This window comes from Amycolatopsis sp. cg13 (assembly GCF_041346965.1).
Lineage (GTDB): Bacteria > Actinomycetota > Actinomycetes > Mycobacteriales > Pseudonocardiaceae > Amycolatopsis.
On sequence record NZ_CP166848.1, the window covers coordinates 867,967 to 887,427 of the forward strand.

At 70.2% G+C, this 19,461-nt stretch carries 20 protein-coding genes, 1 tRNA gene and 1 pseudogene; 9 read left to right on the forward strand and 13 right to left on the reverse strand.

The window, feature by feature from the left end:
- Positions 1-9: 9 nt before the first annotated feature.
- Entirely contained in the window at positions 10-1,278 is a 1,269-nt protein-coding gene (locus AB5I40_RS03715) for a DUF4037 domain-containing protein (protein ID WP_370936999.1), read from the reverse strand.
- Between the two features lie 18 nt (positions 1,279-1,296).
- Between AB5I40_RS03715 and AB5I40_RS03720 the strand changes: the two genes are divergently transcribed.
- From AB5I40_RS03720 to AB5I40_RS03730, 3 genes are all read left to right on the forward strand, one after another.
- Positions 1,297-1,357, forward strand: a tRNA-Ser gene (locus AB5I40_RS03720).
- A gap of 40 nt (positions 1,358-1,397) precedes the next feature.
- The gene (locus tag AB5I40_RS03725) at positions 1,398-1,616 is read left to right on the forward strand and encodes an RNA polymerase subunit sigma-70 (protein ID WP_370937000.1); all 219 of its coding nucleotides are present in this window, start codon (positions 1,398-1,400) and stop codon (positions 1,614-1,616) included.
- A gap of 23 nt (positions 1,617-1,639) precedes the next feature.
- Entirely contained in the window at positions 1,640-2,308 is a 669-nt protein-coding gene (locus tag AB5I40_RS03730) for a Clp protease N-terminal domain-containing protein (protein WP_370937001.1), read from the forward strand.
- Positions 2,309-2,530: 222 nt separating this feature from the next.
- On the opposite strand, the gene AB5I40_RS03735 is transcribed toward AB5I40_RS03730, so the two are convergent.
- The 3 genes and pseudogenes from AB5I40_RS03735 to AB5I40_RS03745 all read right to left on the reverse strand — a co-directional run bounded on the left by AB5I40_RS03735 (position 2,531) and on the right by AB5I40_RS03745 (position 4,461).
- Positions 2,531-3,229, reverse strand: a complete 699-nt coding sequence (locus AB5I40_RS03735; RefSeq protein ID WP_370937002.1) for an aminotransferase class I/II-fold pyridoxal phosphate-dependent enzyme — start codon at positions 3,227-3,229, stop codon at positions 2,531-2,533.
- A 61-nt stretch (positions 3,230-3,290) separates the two neighbouring features.
- A pseudogene (locus AB5I40_RS03740) lies at positions 3,291-3,764 on the reverse strand (FAD-dependent monooxygenase); the annotation flags it as partial.
- A gap of 61 nt (positions 3,765-3,825) precedes the next feature.
- A complete protein-coding gene (locus AB5I40_RS03745) occupies positions 3,826-4,461 on the reverse strand; it encodes a TetR/AcrR family transcriptional regulator C-terminal domain-containing protein (RefSeq protein ID WP_370937003.1) in 636 nt (211 codons plus the stop codon).
- 99 nt (positions 4,462-4,560) lie between these two features.
- Between AB5I40_RS03745 and AB5I40_RS03750 the strand changes: the two genes are divergently transcribed.
- Positions 4,561-6,060 (forward strand): DHA2 family efflux MFS transporter permease subunit, encoded by a 1,500-nt coding sequence (locus AB5I40_RS03750; protein WP_370937004.1) that lies wholly within the window; start codon positions 4,561-4,563, stop codon positions 6,058-6,060.
- A gap of 345 nt (positions 6,061-6,405) precedes the next feature.
- Here the strand turns inward: AB5I40_RS03750 and AB5I40_RS03755 are convergent, their stop codons facing one another.
- Together AB5I40_RS03755 and AB5I40_RS03760 are read right to left on the reverse strand one after the other, a co-directional pair.
- Entirely contained in the window at positions 6,406-7,206 is an 801-nt protein-coding gene (locus tag AB5I40_RS03755) for a pentapeptide repeat-containing protein (protein ID WP_370937005.1), read from the reverse strand.
- Positions 7,207-7,252: 46 nt separating this feature from the next.
- Positions 7,253-7,657, reverse strand: coding sequence for a hypothetical protein (locus tag AB5I40_RS03760; RefSeq protein ID WP_370937006.1), 405 nt, complete (start codon positions 7,655-7,657; stop codon positions 7,253-7,255).
- A gap of 86 nt (positions 7,658-7,743) precedes the next feature.
- Here AB5I40_RS03760 and AB5I40_RS03765 point away from each other — a divergent pair, with 86 nt between their 5' ends.
- Complete coding sequence (locus tag AB5I40_RS03765; protein ID WP_370937007.1) at positions 7,744-8,907, forward strand: sensor histidine kinase; 1,164 nt, start codon at positions 7,744-7,746, stop codon at positions 8,905-8,907.
- Positions 8,904-9,509: a DNA-binding response regulator gene (locus AB5I40_RS03770; RefSeq protein ID WP_370937008.1), complete on the forward strand. Its 606-nt coding sequence runs from the start codon at positions 8,904-8,906 to the stop codon at positions 9,507-9,509. Before AB5I40_RS03765 ends, AB5I40_RS03770 begins: the two co-directional genes overlap by 4 nt.
- Before the next feature lie 3 nt (positions 9,510-9,512).
- Here AB5I40_RS03770 and AB5I40_RS03775 read toward each other — a convergent pair whose 3' ends face one another.
- Positions 9,513-10,052, reverse strand: a complete 540-nt coding sequence (locus AB5I40_RS03775) for a TetR/AcrR family transcriptional regulator (RefSeq protein WP_370937009.1) — start codon at positions 10,050-10,052, stop codon at positions 9,513-9,515.
- 102 nt (positions 10,053-10,154) lie between these two features.
- On the opposite strand from AB5I40_RS03775, the gene AB5I40_RS03780 reads away from it, so the two are divergent.
- Positions 10,155-11,000 carry an NmrA/HSCARG family protein gene (locus AB5I40_RS03780; protein WP_370937010.1) on the forward strand — a complete coding sequence of 282 codons (846 nt, stop codon included), beginning with the start codon at positions 10,155-10,157 and terminating at the stop codon, positions 10,998-11,000.
- A gap of 88 nt (positions 11,001-11,088) precedes the next feature.
- Here AB5I40_RS03780 and AB5I40_RS03785 read toward each other — a convergent pair whose 3' ends face one another.
- The 4 genes from AB5I40_RS03785 to AB5I40_RS03800 form a co-directional block, all read right to left on the reverse strand.
- Positions 11,089-11,577, reverse strand: coding sequence for a DinB family protein (locus tag AB5I40_RS03785; RefSeq protein WP_370937011.1), 489 nt, complete (start codon positions 11,575-11,577; stop codon positions 11,089-11,091).
- 170 nt (positions 11,578-11,747) lie between these two features.
- Positions 11,748-12,776: a hypothetical protein gene (locus AB5I40_RS03790; protein ID WP_370937012.1), complete on the reverse strand. Its 1,029-nt coding sequence runs from the start codon at positions 12,774-12,776 to the stop codon at positions 11,748-11,750.
- A 503-nt stretch (positions 12,777-13,279) separates the two neighbouring features.
- Positions 13,280-14,254, reverse strand: coding sequence for a GNAT family N-acetyltransferase (locus tag AB5I40_RS03795; protein ID WP_370937013.1), 975 nt, complete (start codon positions 14,252-14,254; stop codon positions 13,280-13,282).
- Positions 14,255-14,293: 39 nt separating this feature from the next.
- Positions 14,294-15,484, reverse strand: coding sequence for a cytochrome P450 (locus AB5I40_RS03800; protein WP_370940444.1), 1,191 nt, complete (start codon positions 15,482-15,484; stop codon positions 14,294-14,296).
- Positions 15,485-15,783: 299 nt separating this feature from the next.
- On the opposite strand from AB5I40_RS03800, the gene AB5I40_RS03805 reads away from it, so the two are divergent.
- Entirely contained in the window at positions 15,784-16,527 is a 744-nt protein-coding gene (locus tag AB5I40_RS03805; RefSeq protein ID WP_370937014.1) for a BTAD domain-containing putative transcriptional regulator, read from the forward strand.
- Here the strand turns inward: AB5I40_RS03805 and AB5I40_RS03810 are convergent.
- A complete protein-coding gene (locus tag AB5I40_RS03810; protein ID WP_370937015.1) occupies positions 16,524-17,414 on the reverse strand; it encodes a LysR family transcriptional regulator in 891 nt (296 codons plus the stop codon). The two genes, AB5I40_RS03805 and AB5I40_RS03810, sit on opposite strands and share 4 nt — an antisense overlap.
- Positions 17,415-17,546: 132 nt before the next feature.
- On the opposite strand from AB5I40_RS03810, the gene AB5I40_RS03815 reads away from it, so the two are divergent.
- On the forward strand, positions 17,547-18,245 hold the full coding sequence (locus AB5I40_RS03815; RefSeq protein ID WP_370937016.1) for a flavodoxin family protein: 699 nt from the start codon (positions 17,547-17,549) through the stop codon (positions 18,243-18,245).
- Between the two features lie 72 nt (positions 18,246-18,317).
- On the opposite strand, the gene AB5I40_RS03820 is transcribed toward AB5I40_RS03815, so the two are convergent.
- Entirely contained in the window at positions 18,318-19,439 is a 1,122-nt protein-coding gene (locus AB5I40_RS03820; RefSeq protein WP_370937017.1) for an FAD-dependent oxidoreductase, read from the reverse strand.
- Positions 19,440-19,461 lie beyond the last annotated feature (22 nt).

The window sequence follows — 19,461 nt, forward strand, 5'->3', positions numbered from 1 at the left end:
AGCGGGATATCAAAGCGCTTCGGTTCCGTCGGAAAAGACTGCTTGGGCAAGGCGCCGAGTGAGCGTGCGGGATCCGAGGGCATCGGTGCTGTCGACGAATTGGTCGATGGCACCGGTCGGCGGCAAGTCGCGCAGCGCGGGGTCGCGGATGGTCGCGATCAGGGCCGCGGTGAAGCGCTCGGCGTGCAGCACCCGGTAGGGCCGGTCGTGGAACGAGCGCGTGCGGGGGTCGACCGGTTCGGTGAGCCCGGCCTCGTTGTGCAGGGCGGCGACGGCTTCGTAGGCGGCGGCCAAGTGGTGCTCACGCTCGTGCCAATCGGTCGCTGCCACGGCAGCAGTGAGTATCGGCGCGAGCCGCGTCGCGCAGGGCAAGCGGGCGAATGCTCTGCCGAGCCACTTGCTGTAGGGCGGGTAGACCCGGTTGAGGAGCAGGCACAGGCGGATCAGGTCGCGGGCGAGGCGCGCTGCGATGATCGCCGATCCGAGTTCGTCGCCGACGTCGCCGCAGCGTCCGACGAAGGGTTCTTCCTGGCTGAGGCGTTGCCATTGGCAGGCCAGCAGGTAGCGCCACACGTCGTCGGGATACCAGGCCAGCTGGCGCCGGACGGGGTGAAGCTGGGCCAGGCCGTCGTGGAAAACGGCGCCGGCGGTGGCCCCGGCCAGAATTTGGGTGGGAGTGGCCAGCCAGTCGAGCGTGGTGATCCCGGATCGGGGATCGAAGCCGAGGCAGCCCGTCAGCCAGGCGCCGAGTTCGGCAACCACGATCCCATGCTGGATGCGTCCGACCGCGGGCCGCATGTGCCGCGTCCCGTGTTCCCCGGCCGAGACCAAGTTGGTCGAGTAACCGGCGATCGTGGCGGGGAGTCGCTGGGCGAACATTTCGGAAATCCCGGTGCCGTATTCGGCGAGATCGCCGGAGCGCAGGAAGAGCTGCAGGCGCGGTCCCCAGTCGTGGTCGGTGGAGCGGACGGTGTCGAATCCGAGCACTTCGGAGCCGGGACCGATCAACGCCGCGGTGTGGGTCAGGCCAGGAAAGCGGCGGGACAGCAGGGGATGCACCGCCTCGTGATAGAGGCGGCCCGACAGTTCCGCACCGGGGATATGCGCTGGAGGCACGCGGAGCAGGATGCCTGACGAGGTGCTCAGGCCGCGACCGGATTTGGCGCGAACAAGGCACGCACCGCCGTTCGATAATGCGAGAGCGGGACTCGTGTTCTTCCGGTTTCTCGCGGCGGCTGGGATTCTCGCGGTGCTGACTGTGGTCCCCGGTCCCGACATGGCGGTAGGGACCAAACCGCCCTCACGGCACACTCCGGCGTCCGAAGCCGGGAACGCGGGTTCGACTCCTGCCGGGGCACGATTGCCACGCGAGCGACCGTCAGCATATGCTGACGGCCATGTCGATGCTTGCCGATCTCGACCAGGCCGTTCGCGGCACCGACCCCGACGCGGGATTGCGGGCAGTGGCCCGGCTTCGCACGCTGGTCGAGCAACTGGAGGCCGAGCAGGTGGCGACGGCGCGGAAGAACGGATGGTCCTGGCGGGACATCGCTCTCCGGCTAGGCGTCGCCAAACAGACCGTGCACCGCAAGTACCACCGCGTCGAGGGGGCCTGATGTTCAGAGGAGATCACCCTGAGTTGAGCCAGGTCATAGGCCAGGCGATCACGCTGGCGCGCGGGCTCGAACATCCGCGCACGGGCAGCGAACATCTCCTGCTGGCGCTCGCCGCCGGCAGTTCTGTCGCCGCAGTGCTGGCCGGCCACGGTGCAACCGAAGAAGCGATTCGCCAAGCCGTGCTGCTAGCTGCTCCCGCAGGTGCTGGCGCAGCGGCGGACCGAGCCGCGCTGGCGCCGCTCGGGATTGAGTTCCAGCGTCTGGCCGGGACAGCACTGGACCGCCCGCCCGCACGAGAACCGTTGCTGCCGCTCGGAATTGCGGAAGCGCGGCGACGATGCGCCCGGCAAGAACCGCCGCTCGGGCTGGACGCGCAGGCGGCGTACGAGGCGTCCCTGCGGCTCGCCCTCGCTCGCCGGGAGCGGGAACACCGGGCTGAACATCTCGCCTTCGCGCTGGTCGCGCTCGATCCCGGCACGTCGTGGGTCTTCGACATCGCAGGCATCGATCAGCGGGCGCTGCTCGCCGGTCTCGCAGCGGCGTTTCCGATCCCGCGGCGCAATCCGGTGCTGCGGGCCGAACGACGGCTCGGGCAACGGGTCCGCCATCGCGACATCGTGCGGCGCTACCAGCACACGACCGGACGGACCGTATCCGCAGGTGACGCCGTCGCGGCACTCATCGCCCGCTGATGTCCGTCCTCATCGGACAGAGCCCCGGGCACGGTTCGGCAACCAGCGGAGCCTGCCAACGTGGATCGGTGCCACGGCGCGCGACTCCGGCCCGCTTCACGACGGTCGTGGCACGGTCTGCAAAGCCGTGGACTCGCGGGTGAGTCTCCGCGACGTCCTGCCCCGCTGTGCGTAAATCGATTCGGGCTTACGTCGGCTGCCCGGCCGCATCCGCCGCCGATCTCAGGAGGCGGCGTAATCGCGATCGACAGGTTCTTCCCGCTGCGGCGGGGTTTCGTGGGCGAATCGGCTCAGCCTGCCGATGCCTTCGCGGATGTTCTCGACCGCGAGCGACGCGAAACCCAGTTTGATCAGGCCGCCGTCGGCGGTGCGGGTGTGCCGGGGGTTCACCGGCGCCCAGCACACGCCGTAGTCGCGAGCGGATCGCTCCGCGGCGGCGAGGTCGGTCGGGAAAGGCACCCGCAGCAGGACGAAGAACCCGCCGTCCGGCCTGGTCCAGCGCACGCCGTGGTCGCGGATCCGATCCGGGGGGAAGTGCTCGGCGAGAGAGGCCGTGATCGTGTCGAGTTTTTCGCGGTAGACCTGGGCAGCTTCGCGGTTGGCCGCGCGCAGGCTGTGCCCTGACGCGATGAGCGCCCCGCCGACCAGCGCCTGGGCTACCGCGCCGGTGTTGACGGTGAACATGCTCTTGAGTTTCGCCAGTTCCTCCGCGAACGAGCGCCTCCGGCCCTCGTGGCCCACCACGTCCTGGTCGGCCACCAGGAACCCCACGCGCGCACCGGGGAACACGGACTTGGCGAACGAACTGAGGTAGATCACCCTGCGTCCGGTGTCCAGCGATTTCAGCGTCGGCAGTTCCGCGCCCGCCGCACGGAAAACGCCGTAGGTGTTGTCCTCCAGCAGCACCAAGTCCTCCCGCACGGCGACGGTCGTGCAGGTCGATCTCGACGTGGTCGGCGGCCGGGCGGATCTCGACGACTTCGGTCCGCCACCGGATGCCGGCCCCGCGATGGCGGCGGTACGCGTCCGCCAGGATCCGGTCGAGCCGGTCCTGGCCGCAGCCGCCGAGGTCGGACCGCGGGGTGAACTCCTTGATCGGATCCGCGAACGCCTTGGACTGGTTGGGTTTCCGGGCGATCTCGGCCGGGTCCGCGTCGGCGATGGTCCTGGCCTTGATCATGCCGTGCGTCTCGCTGCGTTTCTCGGCGGCCGCCTCTGCCTCGGCTCCGACGCCGAGGCTGAACACGGCCTCCCACGCTCTCGGCCCGATGCTGCTCGCCCTGGGATGGTCGGACAGCCCCGTCCTTCGCTCGACCACCAGCGGGCTGACTCCGTGCTGGGCGAGGAAAGCGGCGGCGGCGAGACCGACGGTTCCGGCGCCGGCGACCAAGACGGGCACCCGCTGCTTCGACATAGGGACCTCCGCGGTTCGATCCGGCTCGCGCTGGATCGCCATCTTGGCGGAGCCGGTCGGCGATGGCTGGTGCGGCGATCGAGCCGGCGCCCCCGCGCCCGCCTCAGACCCGCCGGTGCGCGCGGACGATCAGGTCGGCGACCTCGCGGGCGATCGTCGCGCGCTCGGCCGCTGTGATCGGTTGCGCCCCGTACATCGAACGGGTGCGCCCTTCGATGCCGAGCAGGTTGCTGAACTGGTGGGCCGACAGCACCGGATCCGGGACCAGCAGATCGCCGGCCCGGTCGCGTTCGCGCAAGTAGTCGGCGATCAGGCCGATCGCGGTCTGCGTGGAGTCGCTGTCCCGCCACAGCCGCTGCAGATCCGGCAGATGGGTCAGTTCCGCGACGGTCAGCCGGTGCAACGCGGCCACTTCGGGAGCGAGCAGGATCCGCAGGAGCCGCTCGCCGGTCGCTTCCAGGTCGGCCCGCGGGTTTCCGGTGTCGACGATCAGGTTGCTCCATACGCCGGGGCCGGCCGCTTCGGCTCGCACCCGTTCGACGACCGCGAGAAACAGCCTTTCCTTGTTGCCGAAATGGCCGTAGACGGTCTGCTTGCCGACTCCGGCCGCCGCCGCGATGGCGTCGACGCTGGCTCGCACGTAGCCCTCGCGAAGGAAGACCTCGGTCGCCCCCCGCAGGATCGCCGTGTACTTGGCGGCCGACCTTCCCTCGGGCGGCGCCGCTGCTGGCTGAGTCATGGGCCGAGCATAACGCACCACTAGACGGAACCGGTCAGTCTAGAGTAAGACTGAACTGGTCGGTCTAGTCTAATCGCATCGAGAGGAAACCGATCTTCCATGACAGGTACCCGCGGCACCCCGAACGAGGGGGGCCAGGCCGCCGGCGGGCCCGCGCCGGGCGATCGGCTTGACCCGGCCCTGATCCGACTCGCCTTGGTCCTGATGCTCGGCGCGTTCGCGTCGATGCTGGACACGACGATCGTGGCGGTCGCGATCAATACGCTGCAGACGTCTTTCGACACGACCGTGGCGACGGTCCAGTGGGTCAGCACCGCCTACCTGCTGGCGATGTCGATGATCATCCCGGTCACTTCCTGGACAGTGGACCGCTTCGGGGCCAAGAAGATGTGGCTGGTGTCGATCGTCGTGTTCATGATCGGCTCGGTACTGTGCGGCTTCGCCTGGTCGATCGGCAGCTTGATCGCGTTCCGCGTGGTCCAGGGCGTCGGCGGCGGCATGCTGCTGCCTCTGGTCCGCACGATCCTCGCCCCCGCGGCGGGCCAGGCCAGGATGGGCCGCGCGATGATCTTCGTCGCCGTGCCCGGCAGCCTCGCCCCGGTGCTCGGCGCCGTCCTCGGCGGCCTGGTCATCGGCTCGCTGTCCTGGCGGTGGGCGTTCTACATCAACATTCCGGTGTGCCTGCTCGCGCTCGTGCTGTCCTGGGTGCTGATGCCGAACGACCGCAAGCGCGGCGCCGCCCGGCTCGACGTGCTCGGCCTCGCACTGCTGTCGGTCGGGTTCGCCGCCATCGTGTTCGCGCTGTCCGAGGTGGGCCGCACCGGCGATTTCGGGTCCGGGCTCGTGCTGACCACGCTGATCCTGGGCCTGGTGCTGGTGACGGCCTACGTCTTCCACGCGCTCTTCACCAAGCAGACGCCCATCATCGACGTCCGGCTCTTCCGGATCCGGTCGTTCGCCGCGTCCACGCTGGTGCTGTTCCTCTTCGGAGCCTCGTTGTTCGGGACCGCGCTGCTGCTGCCGCTGTACTACCAGCAGGTGCACGGAGCCTCGGTCTTCACCGCGGGCGTGCTGCTCATCCCGCAGGGGGTCGGCATCGGCGTCGCGTCGCTGTTCGCCGGGAAGCTCATCGACCGGATCGGAGCGGAACGGGCCATCGCGATCGCCGGGATGGCCTTGGCCGCGGGCGGCGCCGTTCCCTACGCGCTGGGCGGCCCGGACGCCGATCTGGTCGTGCTGGCGGTGGCTCAGTTCGTCGGCGCGCTCGGCCTCGGCGCGGCTCCGCTTGCCGCGACCACCGCGACGTACGCGGAGCTGCGCAAGTCCGAGATGGGCCCGGCCACCAGCGCCAGCCGGATTCTGCAACTCGTCGGCGGCGCGCTCGGGGCCGCCGTGCTGACCGTCATCCTGCAACGCGAGTTCTCCGCGAACCCGGGCCACGACCTGGCCGCGAAAGCCGCCGCGTTCGGCGGCACCTTCTGGTGGGCCATCGGCCTGACCGGCGCGGCGCTGATTCCCGCGTTGCTGCTGCCGCACAAGAGGAACAGCGGGCCGCCGGCCGAGGAGAGCGTCGAGCCGGCGCAGTCGGAGGCCCGCTAGCGCGATCGCACCGGCGTGCGGTCCCGCACGCCGGTCGGGCAGACCGGCCTCGGCGGGCCGCACGACGGTCGCGCCGGCCGGCTGCGAAGCCGGACATCTTCCCGGCCGGCCGGGAAGATGTCCGGTCTTGTCCGGTAAGGGTTGAACTGCACTGAACCATTACCGCACGATGGCGGCATGGAAGAAAACCGTTGCCCCCGTTGCGGCTGGCCCCTGGCCGAGCTGCCCGCTTCCGCTGTCGTTCCCGCGTCGGCGGGCAGCCGGACCGAGTACGTGCGTTGTGTGTGCGGCAGCTGGATCGCCCGGCTCGGCGGAGTGGTCGTGGGATCTACCCGGCCGCGCTGACTACCAGTGTTTGGGCCGGGTCAGCCGTGAAGGCAGCTTGGTCGCGGCGTCGCCGCGGGCGGCGTTCACTTGGGACTGGGTAAGGAAAAGACTGCCGGTGAAGTCGGCGCCGCGGACGTCGGCGTCGCGCAGATCCGCGCCGATCAGGTCGGCTCGGCGCAGGTCCGCGCCCCGGAGATTCGCCGCGATCAGGTACGCGCCGCGCAGGTTCGTGCTGCGCAGGTCCGCTCCGGCCAGTTTTGCGCCGATCAGGTCGGCCCCGCGACGGTCCTTCTTGCGTCCGGCTCCGGCGCGGACCAGTTCGCTGGTGCGTGCCAGCAGGGGGTTCACCTGGGCTCGCCGCGCGTCGACGTCGATCGCCAGCACTGCGTCCGCGGTTCCGGCGGTCACCTGCTCGATTTCGGCGATCGCCGCGTCCAACTCGGCGTGGATCTCGCGGGTGGCGGCCAGCGAGCGCGCCTCGGTGAGATACCAGAGCAACTCGTGCAGATCCCGCATAACCGGGAGCGCGGCGAACATCTGCTTGCGGGTTTCGGGTGCCTCGCGCCAGCTGCGGCCGCCGAAGGTCACCTGGGAAACCTGTTGTCCGGCGCCGAAGCAATCGTACCCGGTGCAGCCCGCGAAACCCTTGGGGCGCAACTGATCGTGGATGCCGCAGCGGAAGTCGCGCCGCAGGTTCGGGCACGGGTCGCCGGCGCGCTTGTCGATGGCGAAGTCAGCTGATTTGGTGAAGGTGAGCGCGACGCAGCAGAGCGCGAAACAGCTCGCGCAGTCGGCGGTCAGGGCACGGCGGTCGGACAAGGTCTCTCCAGCGAAGGCGGGCGAACCTGTCCAGCGTAGTCGCCGCTCAACTCCCGGCGACGACCACGACGCGGCGGCGGCGCGTACGCATTGCCAGCGTCGCGAGCACGAACACCTGGAGCCGCGGTTCGACGCCGGGCAGGTCGGCAGCATTGGCGGAGACGGCACCGGCCTCGTCGATCCGAGCGTGGTCGTGGCGGGCGGTCCGCCGGAAGCGAAGCACCTCGCTGCCGCTCTCGACGCTCCAGCGGCGCGTGCCCGGTCGGTGCACGCTGGCGACGATCGACCCGTCGGCCGCCAGCAACTGGTAGGTGCCGAGCCGACGTCGGATCCGGTAGCTGGTGCCGTCCAGCCGGAATTGTCCTCCGGACCGGCCTTCGACCACGGTGACCAGTTGGCCGTCCCTGGTGATCGCGTACTTCGCCAGCCCGGACTTCTCTATGTGCAACATGCAGCCACCCCAGCATCGCCCCGCCGGGACCGCCCGTGCCGTTTGTCATGGGTGATCATCAGCGAGGCGCCCGTACCATGATCGACGTGCGCGAACCCGATCCGGACCGGTTCTCGGCCCGCCAATGGCCGGACTGGAGTTTCTGGACGGACGCGCGGAGCGGAGCGTCCAGTCGGCACCGCGGCCGCGTCCGGTCCGTGGTCGTCAACGGCCTCATGATGGGCTTCCTGGCCGCCTGGGTCGTCGCGCTCTCGGACGGGCGGTACGGGCCGGTGCGCACGGGGCTCGTTTTCGCCTTTCTCGGCTGCTACGCCCTGGCGTACCTGCTGGTGCTGTGGTTCGGCCCGCTCGCGCTGCGCCGGCGGCGGATAGCAATGGTGGCGGCGATGTTCGCGCTCGGCGCCACGCCCGCACTGATCCTGGGCTCCCCGGAGTACCTGACCGGGCTCACCTACGCGATCGCGACCGGCCTCATGCTGTTGCCGCTGCGGTTTTCCCTGCTGCTCGGTTTCGGGACGGCCGCCGCGCAGATCGCGTGGATGGCCATCGGGGACGGCCGGGTCAGCTGGGGCGAGGTCCTGACGCTCGTGGCCGTCACCGCGATCCTCGGCGTCGTCTACGCGCTGACGTTCACCATCGGCCATCTCAAACTGGCCCGCGAGCAGATCCGGCGGATGGCCGTCGACCAGGAACGGCAGCGCGTCGCCCGGGACCTGCACGACGTACTCGGCCACAGCCTCTCCACGATGACGCTGAAACTCGGCCTGACGCGGCGGATCCTGGAGACTTCCGGCGACACCCGTGCGGCGCTCGGGGAGATCCGGGACCTGGACGACCTGTGCCGGGAAGCCCTCTCCGACGTCCGCGCCACCGTGTCCGACTACCGCGCCGTGTCGCTCGCGACCGAAGTCGCCGGCGCCCGGATGGCGCTGCGCGCCGCCGGAGTCCACGCCGACCTGCCCGCACCCGATGCCGCGGCCCCCGAACTGCAGGGCGTTTTCGGTTACGTAGTAAGGGAAGCCGTGACGAACGTGCTCCGCCATTCCGATGCTCAGCGCTGCACGATCCGCGTCGGCCGCGACTGGCTGGAAGTCGCCGACGACGGCACCGTCCCGGACGGCGTCGTCCCCGGACACGGTCTCACCGGCCTCGCCGAGCGGATGGCCGCGGTGTCCGGCTCGCTCGAACACGGCCGCGGCCCGCACGGCGGATTCCGGGTGCTGGCCCGCGGCCCGGCGGGTGCGGCGTGATCCGGGTCCTGCTGGCCGACGACCAGGCGCTCGTGCGCGGCGCGCTGGCTTCCCTGCTGCGGATGGAATCGGACCTCGAGGTGGTCGCCGAGGTCGGCTCCGGCCTCGAAGTCGTGCCCGCCGCGCAGCGGACCACGCCCGACATCGCGCTCGTCGACGTCCAGATGCCCGGCCGCGACGGGCTCGCCGTGACCGCCGACCTGCGCCGCGCGCTGCCGGACTGCCGCGTGCTGATCTGCACCACGTTCAGCCGCCCCGGGTACCTGTCGCGCGCGATGTCCGCGGGCGCGGCCGGGTTCGTGGTGAAGGATTCGCGCCCGGAACAGCTGATCAACGCGATCCGCCGGGTGCACGCCGGACTGCGGTTCGTGGACCCGGCCCTCGCCGCCGAATCGCTGGCCAGCGGCGCGAGCCCGCTCACCGACCGCGAGGCGGACGTCCTGCGCGCCGCCGCGGAAGGCGGAACCGTCGCGGACATGGCGACGGCGCTGGGCCTGTCTGCGGGGACGGTGCGCAATCACTTGTCGTCGGCGATCGGGAAGACCCAAGCCCGCACGCGCGCGGAAGCGGTCCGGGTCGCCGAAACGAGCGGGTGGCTGTAGCGGCTAGGGCTTGGCGAGGCCGTCGAAGATCAGGTCGAGCAGACTGGTCGCTTGCCCGGGCGCGTCCGGCTCCGTCTCGGTGACCAGCGCGACAGCGTTGACCAGCTTGAACACCTGCCCGGCCGACACATCTGCCCGGACTTCGCCAGCGTCCTGCGCCCGGGTCAGAAGCCCTTGCGCTGCCTCGAAAACCGCCGCACGACACGCTGAGCTTTCCTCGCCCAAGGCCGCCAGCAACGAGGCCGCGAGCCCGCGTTTCGCGCTCCCGTACGCGACGACCTCGCCCAGCCATTCCTTCAACGCGGCACCCGGCGACGACGCGGACCGCAACTCGTCGGCCTGTCGGCACAGGGCGTCGATGTGGCCGTGGAAGACCGCTTCCAGCAACGCCTGCCGAGTGGGGAAGTGGCGGTAGAGCGTGGCATTCCCGACGCCCGCGTGCTGCGCGATGTCGTCCAGCGGCGCGTCGGCGCCATGCTCCGCGAAGACTTCCCGCGCGGCCGCCACGAGCCGGTCGTAGTTCCGCTGGGCGTCGGCCCGCATCGCCGCCTCCTGGTTGCCTAATCGGGGACTGTCCCCGTATCGTAGCCGAAGAAAAGTGGGGACTCTCCCCATTTGGGCGAAATCCGTGCAGCAGGAGGAAAAATGGCCACCGTCCTCGTCACCGGAGCGACCGGCACCCAAGGCGGGGCGACGGCTCGCGGGCTGCTGGCCGCCGGACAACGCGTCCGCGCGCTGGTCCGCGACCCGGACGCTTCCGCCGCACAAGCACTCGAAGCCGCCGGTGCCGAACTCGTCCGCGGCGACCTGGGCGACCGCGCTTCGCTCGACGTGGCCGTCAAAGGGGCCGACGGCGTCTTCAGCGTCCAGCCGACCCTCGGCTATCCCGGCACGCCGCCCGATTTCACCCTCGACGACGAACTCCGCTACGGCCGCAACATCGCGGACGCTGCCGCAGCGGCCGGTGTCCGCACCTTCGTGTACGCGTCCGTCGCCTCGGCCGACGCCCCGCATGGCATCACGCGCTGGCAGACCAAGTCCGCTTTGGAGCGTTACGCCCGCGATCTGGGCCTTCCCGTGACGGCGCTGCGTCCGGTCCGGTTCATGGAGAACCAGATCCACCCGCAGCTGGGCGTCCGCGACGGCGTGCTGACCGACGTTTTCCTGCCCGAAACGCCAGTCCAGCTCATCGCGGCCGACGACATCGGCGCGTTCGCCACGCTGGCCTTCACCCGCCCGGCCGAGTACGCCGCACGCACGATCGAACTGGCCGGAGACGAGTTGACCATGCCGCAGATCGCCCAGGCCATCGCGCGGGCGACGGGGGAGCCGGTCGCCTACCGGCCGATCCCGCGCGAAGCGCTGACCGGCCGTGATCCTGATGCGGTGGCGGGCTACGACTTCGCCAACAACGGTGGTTGGCACGCGGACATTTCAGCGCTGCGCAAGGAACACCCCGCTCTGTTGGACTTCGCCGCCTGGCTGGGATGACAGCCGGACCAGGTCGTCGCCGAGACGTCACCGGCCGCGTTTCGACGTGCTCCCGCCGTTCCTGGCCGAACACCAGCAGCCAGGGGAGTCAGGGCAGCGGCTGGTCGATCTGCTCGCGCAGGATGTCGCCGTGGCCGGCGTGGCGGGCGAATTCCTGGATCATCGCGAGCAGCGTCCAGCGCATGCTGACGGTTCCCTCGCCAGGGAAATCCTTGGTGTCGTCCAGTTCGAAGCGCGCGGCGATCTCCCTCGACCGCTGGCTGGCGCGTTCGTACTCGGCGATCACGTCGGCCACGGTCTCGTCGTCGGTGACGGTGAAGGTGCCGACATCGCGCTTCGAGTAACCGTCGCATTCGGACTCCTCGAGCCCGGCCCAGAAGCGTTGGAACCAAATGCGTTCCGCTGCGGCGGCGTGCTTGACCACAGAGATCGGCGTCGACAGCGACGCGACGAGGCGCCGTCGGGCGTCGGCTTCGGACAGGCCGCGCAGGGTTTCGACGAGTGCTTCGCGGTTGCGGTCGAGCGTGTTTTCGAGGAGTTCTCGTTCGGTGCCGTTGGTGAGGCGTTCGGTGGGCATGGTTCTGCTCCGTTTCGTGGGCATGGCTGGGGACGACCTGACGAGGCCGGGATCGGTGAAGTGCTCGCTGTAGGGAGCGCGCCGATGCGGGCCAGGAAAAGCACCGCAGGCGGGACAGTCCGCCGGGAAGATCCAGCGACTTGAGGTCATTCAACCACACCCGGGCCTCGTCAGTGCCCAGTCGCCTGCTCTTCCGGCTGCTCCGATTCCTGAGCTTCCTCGGCTTCGCGGAGCCGTCGCAACTCGTCCAGTTCGGCCTGCTGCGCGGAGACGCGAGCGCGCAGTTCTCCCAGCTCAGCGTGCAGCGGTGCCAAGGTTTCGGCATATCCCTTGGTCGCCTGGCTCAACTGCGCGGCAGACTCGGCGACCCGCTGATCGGCCGCGAGCTGGACCCCGCGCACCCGCTCGTCCGCCTCCGCTGCCTGCTCCCGCAGCCGCCGTTCCTGGTCGCGCAACCGGGTTTCGTGCTCGGCGGTCAGTGACGCCCGGAGTTCCTGCTGCGCTTCCGCGGCGTCGCGACGGGCCTGTTCGAGATCCTCGACCGCCGTCGCGCGCAACGCCGAGATCTCGCGCTGCAACGCCGTCACCCGGTCATGCGCCGAGGCGGCCTGTTCCAGCGCACGCTGACGGTTGTTCTCGGCCTGGTCGCGGACGGCCAGCGCCGCTTCCTGCGCTTTCCTTGCCGCAGAAGCATTCTCGAGCGCGCTGTCCCGTTCGGCCCGGTCCACTTCGGACTGCTTCTTGGCTGCTGCCTCAGCCTCGCGCGCGTCCTCCGCGGTCGCTACCGCCTGCGCCCGCTCCGCGTTCGCCACCCGGGCCTGCTCCAGCGCCTCGTCGCGAGCCGCCTCGGCCTCTTCCCGTGCCTTGAGAGCGGCCGCGGTCTGGTCGGTGACGTGCGTGCGCAGCGCGGACAGCTCCGCGTGCAACGGGTCCAGCGCCGACAGCGCGGAGCCGAGCTGCTCGTCGAGCGCCTGGGTGTCGAGCAGGGTCATCGGCTGGTCGGGCCCGTAGACGGTCACCCAGATCTCGCGCTGCTCGTCGAGCATCGCGCACGTGACGACCTTCGCACCCCACTTGCCGTACCGCTCCGGATCGGCCGGGCAGTACGGCGTCGGCCGCCCGCCTTGGCGGGGGATAGGCGGCAGCGGCTGGCCGCAGTAGGCACACCCCGCCTCGTCTCCGGCGGCCAACGCGCGCACGGTCGCCTCCCGCCGTTCCTCCCGGCTTCCACGCCGAATCGGCGGCCCGCCCGTCTCCATCGATGCCCCTTTCCGCAGGTGGAGCCCACCCTACAGTTTCAGTATCAATACTTAAACGGAGGGTTCGTGATTTGAAACTCAAACCTGGGGCAAGACTTGGATAGTGTCAATCATATGGATAACTGAGATTATTAATATGGTTGCGGCGCAGGTGGCTCGGCGAGTCTGCGAACGCCCTCGGAGGCGGGTGCCGGGGAGAAATTTCGCGTCTTGGCGAGGAGGCTGGGACCGGACCGGCTACGAGGGGCAGCCGGAGGATGCCGTTTGAGGTACATCGATCGCAGGAGCTGGGAAGCGCCTGTGCGGGAGGTCGATGGACAGGGTGCTGGTGCAGAGGCGCGAGATGGGCACCGATGCAGAAGTGCGGGCCCGGCCCGCCGAACCCGAGGTGGAGTCGAGGCAGCGGCCCCGCCGCTAGCAGACGCTCCCTGGCAGTGAGTCCCCTAAAGCGACCGGCTCACCACGCTGAACTTCCGCTCCGTCGCGAACCCCAGCCGGTGGTTCACCTCGATCATGTGCGTGTTGCCCGCGCCGGTGGAGGTCCAGACCTGGGCCGCGTCGGGCCGGTCCGCCGTGAACCACCGCAGCATCTCGGCCTTCATCGCCAGCCCCAGCCCGTGTCCGCGATGCGCGGCGAGCACGGCGGTGTCGCCCTGCCGCAACCGCTGCGGCAGCAGCGGACGCACTTCCATCTCCGTCAGGCCCACAATCTCGCCGCCAGGACCGACCGCCACGACCGTCCGGTGCTCGATGTCCCGCTCGCGATACGACGCTTCCACCCGGCGGACCCGGTCCACGGTCCACTCCACGGCGCCCAGCTCGGACTCGCCGAGCGGCGCGTCACCGATCGCGGCACGAGCCTTGGCGAACGCCTCGACCAGGTCCTCCGGCGCGGCGCCGATCCACCGCACCAGCCGGTACCCCGAGGGCACGGCGACGTCCCACCGCTCGCGGTCGACGTCGCTCAGTTCCAGGATCTGCAGGATCGTGGTGTGCACGAACCGGAAGCCGAGCGCCTGAGCCCAGCTCTCGCCGGGACCGCCGACGGTGAGGTTCCGTCCTTCGACCTGGGTCCGGCCGCGTTCCCGCAGCATCGCCTCGGCAATCCGGAGAAACTCCGTCCCGATGCCCTGCCTGCGCACGTCCGGATGCACTTGGATCCGCACGATGGCGAGACGCCCGTCGGCGGGCAGGTTCACGATCGCCCTGGCGACGAGGCGGTCGTCCCGGTGCGCGGTCCACACCAGCTGCTCGCCCACTTGGCCCTGCGGCACGCGCAACGCGGAGATCGTCTCCTGCCGCGTCAACGCCGGACGTTCCGGGAATTCGAGCTGATAGACGGAAAACTGCAGCTCGTGCAGTTCATCCCAGTCCTGCTCGCTTGCCCGGTCGACGTCGAACAGCCGCACGTCCAGCACCGTCGCCCCCTGCCCGGAAAACCCGCCCCTTCCGGCAACCTACCGCCAGTGCGCCGAGGTTTTCCGCCGGATCGACACTTGGACCGGCAGCGAGGTCAGCCCGCGCAGGGTCGCGGTGTCCTCCCACTCCGGACAACCGGCCAAGGTCAGTGTGATTCCGTTGTCCCGCAAGCAGTCGAAGAGCGTGCGCAGTTGCAGATTGACCAGCGCAGCACCGAGGCAGGAGTGCGCGCCGCGGCCGAATCCGAGGTGCAGGCCGCGCCGGGGCCGCGGATTCACCTCGTCCGGGCAAGGAAATACCGCGGGATCGCGGTTCGCGGCGGCCAGCAGCACGATCACGACGTCGCCGCGCCGGATGTGCTGGCCGCCCAGTTCTCCGTCGGCGACGCAGATCCGGCCGTCGGCCTGCACGGAACCGTCGAGGCGGACCAGTTCGTCGGCGAGATCGTCCGCGCCGTCCAAGGCGGACAACGGATCCAGCAGGCCGGGTCGGCGCGCCAGCCGCAGCAAAGCCGCACCTAGCAGGCGGCTGGACGACTCGTAACCCGCGTGCAGGACGGCGCGGAGCGAGTTCGCCAGCAGGTCCGCGGAGATGCCGGGGCGGACGTACCGCGCTCGGCGGGCGGCGGCGACGAAACCGGTCTGATTGTCGTCGGCCAACCAGCCGGCGACGAGTTCGCTCAACCGCGCCCGAGCGTGGTCCCCGGCCTCCGCGCGGGACGGGTCGAGACCGGAATCCATGCTGCGCACAATGGCGTTGGAGTAACGCTCGAACTCCTCGCCGTCCGGCGGTTGCACGCCGAGATAGCGGCTGATCGCGTCGAGCGCGACCGGGCGGGCGAAGCCCCACACCAGGTCGGCCGGGCGGTCGTCGGAGAGCGCGCGCAGCCGGGCGGTCATGGTCGCGCGCAGGCGGTCGGCCATCGCGCGTTGCGGCACCTGGTGCAGCGCGCAGACCAGCAGGCGGCGGATCCCGGTGTGCTCCGGCGGGTCGAGCTGCTGCAGGTTCACCGACGCCGCGGGAACGTCGATCCCGGCGCGGCGGAAGTCCGAGGCGTAGCGGGCGGTGTCGGCGAGCACCTGGCGTCCGGCGGCGTGTCCGGTGACGACCCAGGAGCCCAGCATTCCGTGCCAGTACACCGGATGCGCCTCGCGCAGCCTGCGGTAATACGGGTGCGGATCGGCGAGCACGCGCGGGTCGAGCGGCTCGTAGTACGGGTCGTCGTGCACTGCCAAGACGTCCTCCAGCCGAGCATGCCGAGGTCGGAGCGGGCGCGCCGCGGCCTGCGACGCGCCCGCGCTTGCCGGGTCAGTGGCGGTACAGCATGGGGCTTTCACCTCCCGATTTCCGTTCGCGGCAGCAGGGAATCGCGCCGGGGCGGGCGAAAGCCGGCGGGCGCGTTCCCGATACGGGGCGACGCTGCCCGGGCCGTGCCCCATCGTGGCCGGGGCGCCTTGTCGAAACCTTGGCGTCACCTTGAAACCGCGGCGGCGGGACTGGTATCCCGGAAACAACCCAGGGAGGTTCCGTGAGCGGCACCGAGGTCAGGGTTCTCGGAGAGGTCGAAATACGTTTCGGCGAAAGGATTCTCGCGTTGGGCCCGCCGCGGCAGCGCCGGCTTCTCGCGGCGCTCCTCATCCAGCCGAACGTCCAGATCTCGACCGGCGAGCTGATCAGCCGGGTCTGGAACGGCTCCCCGCCGGCGCGCGTGCACAACGCGCTCTACAGCTACGTTTCCCGGCTCCGCGCGGTGTTCCAGGACAGCGACCGGCTGGTTCTGACGCGCGGGCACCGCGGATACGTGGTGATCGTCGACGAGGACGACATCGATCTGTGCCGGTTCCGCGGCCTGGTGTCGCGGGCGCGGAAGTCGGGCAGCGACCGGCGGCGGGCGAAACAGTCCTACGAAGCGGCGTTGTCGTTGTGCCGCGGCGTTCCGTTCGTCGACGTCGACGCCGCGTGGCTGGTCGATCTGCGTGCCCGGTTCGCCGCCGAACGGCTCGGGGCGGAGCTGGATCTGTTCGACATCTGCCTGCGGGAAGGCAAGTCGTCGGAGCTGCTCGGCCCGCTGAACCACTACGCCGCCGAACATCCGCTGGACGAACGGATCGCCGCGCAGCTGATGACGGTGCTGTGCCGGCACGGCCGGCAGGCGGACGCGCTTCGCCGGTACGCCGGGTTGAGCCGCCGCCTTCGCAACGAACTGGGAGTCGATCCCAGCGCGCGATTGGTGGAGCTGCACGGCCGGATCTTGTCCGGCGCGTGTCCCTAACCCGGCAAAGAGGCCTTCAGCAGCAGATCTCGCAGGGACAGCGCGACTTCGGACGGAGTTTCCGGCAGGAGGACGACCTGGTCGGCGGTCGTCGAAGGACCGGTCAGCGGGATGATCCGCAGCCCGGGCGGCTGATGGTCCAGCGCCGACTCGACGGTGATCCCGATGCCCGTCCCGGCCGCGACGTGGGCGGCGATCGCCTGCACGCTGTCCGCGGTCCGGATGATCCGCAGGTCCGCCCCGCTGATCCGGAACGCGGACAGCAGCCGGTCGCACAGGCCGCTGTTGATCTGGTGCGGCCAGGTCAGCAACGCGGTCGACGACAGCTCGGCGGCGCTCAATTCGGCGTGTCCGGCAAGGGAATGCGCCGCGGGCACGAGCGCGACGAACCGTTCGGCGGACAGCACCCTCGCCCGCACGCCGTCGATCCCGCCGGTCGCCCAGCCGATGCCGAGCCCGAGGGTTTCCGCGCGCAGGGCGGCGAGCTGAGCGGTGGTCGGCATCGGCTCCGGGACGATCGTGACGTCCGGGAACCGCTCGCGCAGCTGCGGCAGACAGCGCAGCAGCACCTGGTGCGCGGTGTATTCGGCGTGGGCGACGACGAGGGTGGTGCGTGCTCGGTCGCCACCGGCCAGGGAGCGGCCGCGTTGTTGGAACCGGCGCAGCTGGGCGAGGGTGGCGTGCGCGTCGGGCAGGAGCGCTTCGCCGAGATCGGTCAGCGAGACGCGGCGGCTGGTGCGGTGGAACAGCTTGCCGCCCAACGTTTTCTCGAGGCGGCGGACGGCGTCGCTGACGGTCGGCTGTCCGCGGTGCAGGCGTTCGGCGGCGCGGCCGAAGTGGAGCTCCTCCGCGACCGTGACGAACGCTTCCAGCTCGATCCTGTCCACCGGATCAGGCTAGTCCGATCGATCGGTGGCACCGATTGCTGGGTGCCGGAGAACGGCGTTGATGGCGTCCGGCGATCGGGATGAGATGGGGAGAAAGCAGGGGATTTCCCCACGACCGGAAGAAGTTTTCGCATGACAGCCAATGCCGTTGACGGCATCCCGCACGCCACCGTGACCGTCGTCTGCCATTCGGTGCACGGACACACCCGCCTCCTGGCCGAGCACCTCGCCGAAGGGGTTCGGAAGGTGCCGGGCGTGCAGGTGCACCTCGTCGACATCCGCGCCGAGGACGTCACCGCGGGCCGCTGGCACGACGCTGAGGTCATGGCGTTGCTGGACCGTTCCGACGCGATCGTCATGGGCTGCCCGACGCTGATGGGCAGCGTGTCGGCCGTGTTCAAGGCGTTCATGGAGGCCGCGTTCACGCCGTTCACGACGCAGGCGTGGAAGGACAAACTGGCCGGCGGGTTCACCATGTCCGCGTCGCAGAGCGGCGACAAGCTCGCGGTGCTGCAGCAGCTGTCGGTGTTCGCGGCGCAGCTGGGCATGCAGTGGGTCGGCGTGGGCGACATGCCGGGCAACAACTGGAGCGGCGGGACCCGCGACGACCTCAACCGGCTCGGCTCGTGGCTGGGGCTGATGAGCCAGAGCCACGCCGACCTCGGGCCGGAGGACGCCGGTTCGAGCGGCGACCGGGTCACCGCGCAGCGGTACGGCGAGCGGATCGCCCGGCTGACGCAGCGGTGGGTCAACGGCGTGCCGTACGAGACCGGCCGGATGACCGAACTCGAGGCCCGCGCGCTCTCCGCCTCTCTCCGGGAAGCCGGGTGAGTTCGCGATCCGTGAAGGGCTCCTTGAGGGAATCTAATTCCCGGAAGGAGCCCTTCACGGACCCGTCCAGGCCTAGGTACCGGCGACGAACTCGGCGAGCAGGCCGTTCGGGGCGTCGGGACCGAACATCTGCCGTTGCAGGTGCGCGCCCTCGGCGGCGGTTTCCGCACTGCGCGGGAACATCGCCTGCTCGTACTCAGTGAGCGCGGCCTCGATGTCGCCGGGATGGGCGGCGAGAGCGATCCCGAGTTCGGCTCCGTCGAGCATCGCCAGGTTCGCGCCTTCTCCGTTCGGCGGGGCGAGATGCGCGGCGTCGCCGATCAAGGTCACGCCGGGCACCCGTTCCCACCGGTGGTCGATCGGCAAGCCGTAGTGCGGCCGCAGAACCGGCGCGGTGGTGCTTTCGGTGATCAGCGTGGTCAACGCCGTCGACCAGCCCTCGTACTCCGCTGCGATCCGCGCGGTCGCGGCTGCCGCGTCGGCGAAATCGATGCCGTCGAACCAGTCCAGCGACCGTTCGAGCCCGACGTACGCGTGCAGGATTCCGTCTCGCTCGCGGTGCGCGGTGATGCCGTGGCCCGGCGCGAGCACCAGCAGCATCCCGCCGCCGACCGCTTCGGCGGTGGCGGGGAACCGGCGGTCGGAGTCGTAGACGAAGGTCTCGACCGAGGACACCCCGCTGTACTCCGGCTTCGCCGAGGACAGCAGCGGCCGGACCTTCGACCAGGCGCCGTCCGCGCCGACCAGCAGGTCCGTGGTCACCGTGGTTCCGCCGGCGAACGCGACCTCGTAGCCCTCGGCCAAGGCGCGCACGCCGCTGACTTTGTGTCCCCAGTGGACAGTGCCCTCCGGCAGCGAGTCGATCAGCAGCTGCCGAAGCTCGCCGCGGTGGACTTCGGGGCGGCCGCCGGTGCCGTCGTCGGGTTGTTTGAACAGCACCGTCCCGTCCCGGGCGAGCAGCCGCAGTTCTTGTCTCCCTTCCAGGATCAGGCTGCGGAATTCGGTGGTCAGACCGGCGGCTTCGACGGCGAGCTGACCGTTGTAGTCGTGGATGTCGAGCAGGCCGCCCTGGGCACGCGAGGCCGGGGACGGCTCGGCTTCGTAGACGGCGGCGGGGATTCCGTGGACGTGCAGGACGCGGGCGAGCGTGAGACCGCCGAGCCCGGCGCCGACGATCGTGACGGGTGTGTTCATGACACGGCTCCTTCGAAAGGGA

What these genes read in the sequence shown, in the direction of transcription:
- AB5I40_RS03715 (WP_370936999.1), bottom strand. Translation starts at nt 1,278, where the DNA reads ATGTCGGGACCGGGGACCACAGTCAGCACCGCGAGAATCCCAGCCGCC.
- AB5I40_RS03725 (WP_370937000.1), top strand. Translation starts at nt 1,398, where the DNA reads ATGTCGATGCTTGCCGATCTCGACCAGGCCGTTCGCGGCACCGACCCC.
- AB5I40_RS03745 (WP_370937003.1), bottom strand. Translation starts at nt 4,461, where the DNA reads ATGACTCAGCCAGCAGCGGCGCCGCCCGAGGGAAGGTCGGCCGCCAAG.
- AB5I40_RS03750 (WP_370937004.1), top strand. Translation starts at nt 4,561, where the DNA reads ATGACAGGTACCCGCGGCACCCCGAACGAGGGGGGCCAGGCCGCCGGC.
- AB5I40_RS03760 (WP_370937006.1), bottom strand. Translation starts at nt 7,657, where the DNA reads ATGTTGCACATAGAGAAGTCCGGGCTGGCGAAGTACGCGATCACCAGG.
- AB5I40_RS03775 (WP_370937009.1), bottom strand. Translation starts at nt 10,052, where the DNA reads ATGCGGGCCGACGCCCAGCGGAACTACGACCGGCTCGTGGCGGCCGCG.
- AB5I40_RS03780 (WP_370937010.1), top strand. Translation starts at nt 10,155, where the DNA reads ATGGCCACCGTCCTCGTCACCGGAGCGACCGGCACCCAAGGCGGGGCG.
- AB5I40_RS03785 (WP_370937011.1), bottom strand. Translation starts at nt 11,577, where the DNA reads ATGCCCACCGAACGCCTCACCAACGGCACCGAACGAGAACTCCTCGAA.
- AB5I40_RS03815 (WP_370937016.1), top strand. Translation starts at nt 17,547, where the DNA reads ATGACAGCCAATGCCGTTGACGGCATCCCGCACGCCACCGTGACCGTC.
- AB5I40_RS03820 (WP_370937017.1), bottom strand. Translation starts at nt 19,439, where the DNA reads ATGAACACACCCGTCACGATCGTCGGCGCCGGGCTCGGCGGTCTCACG.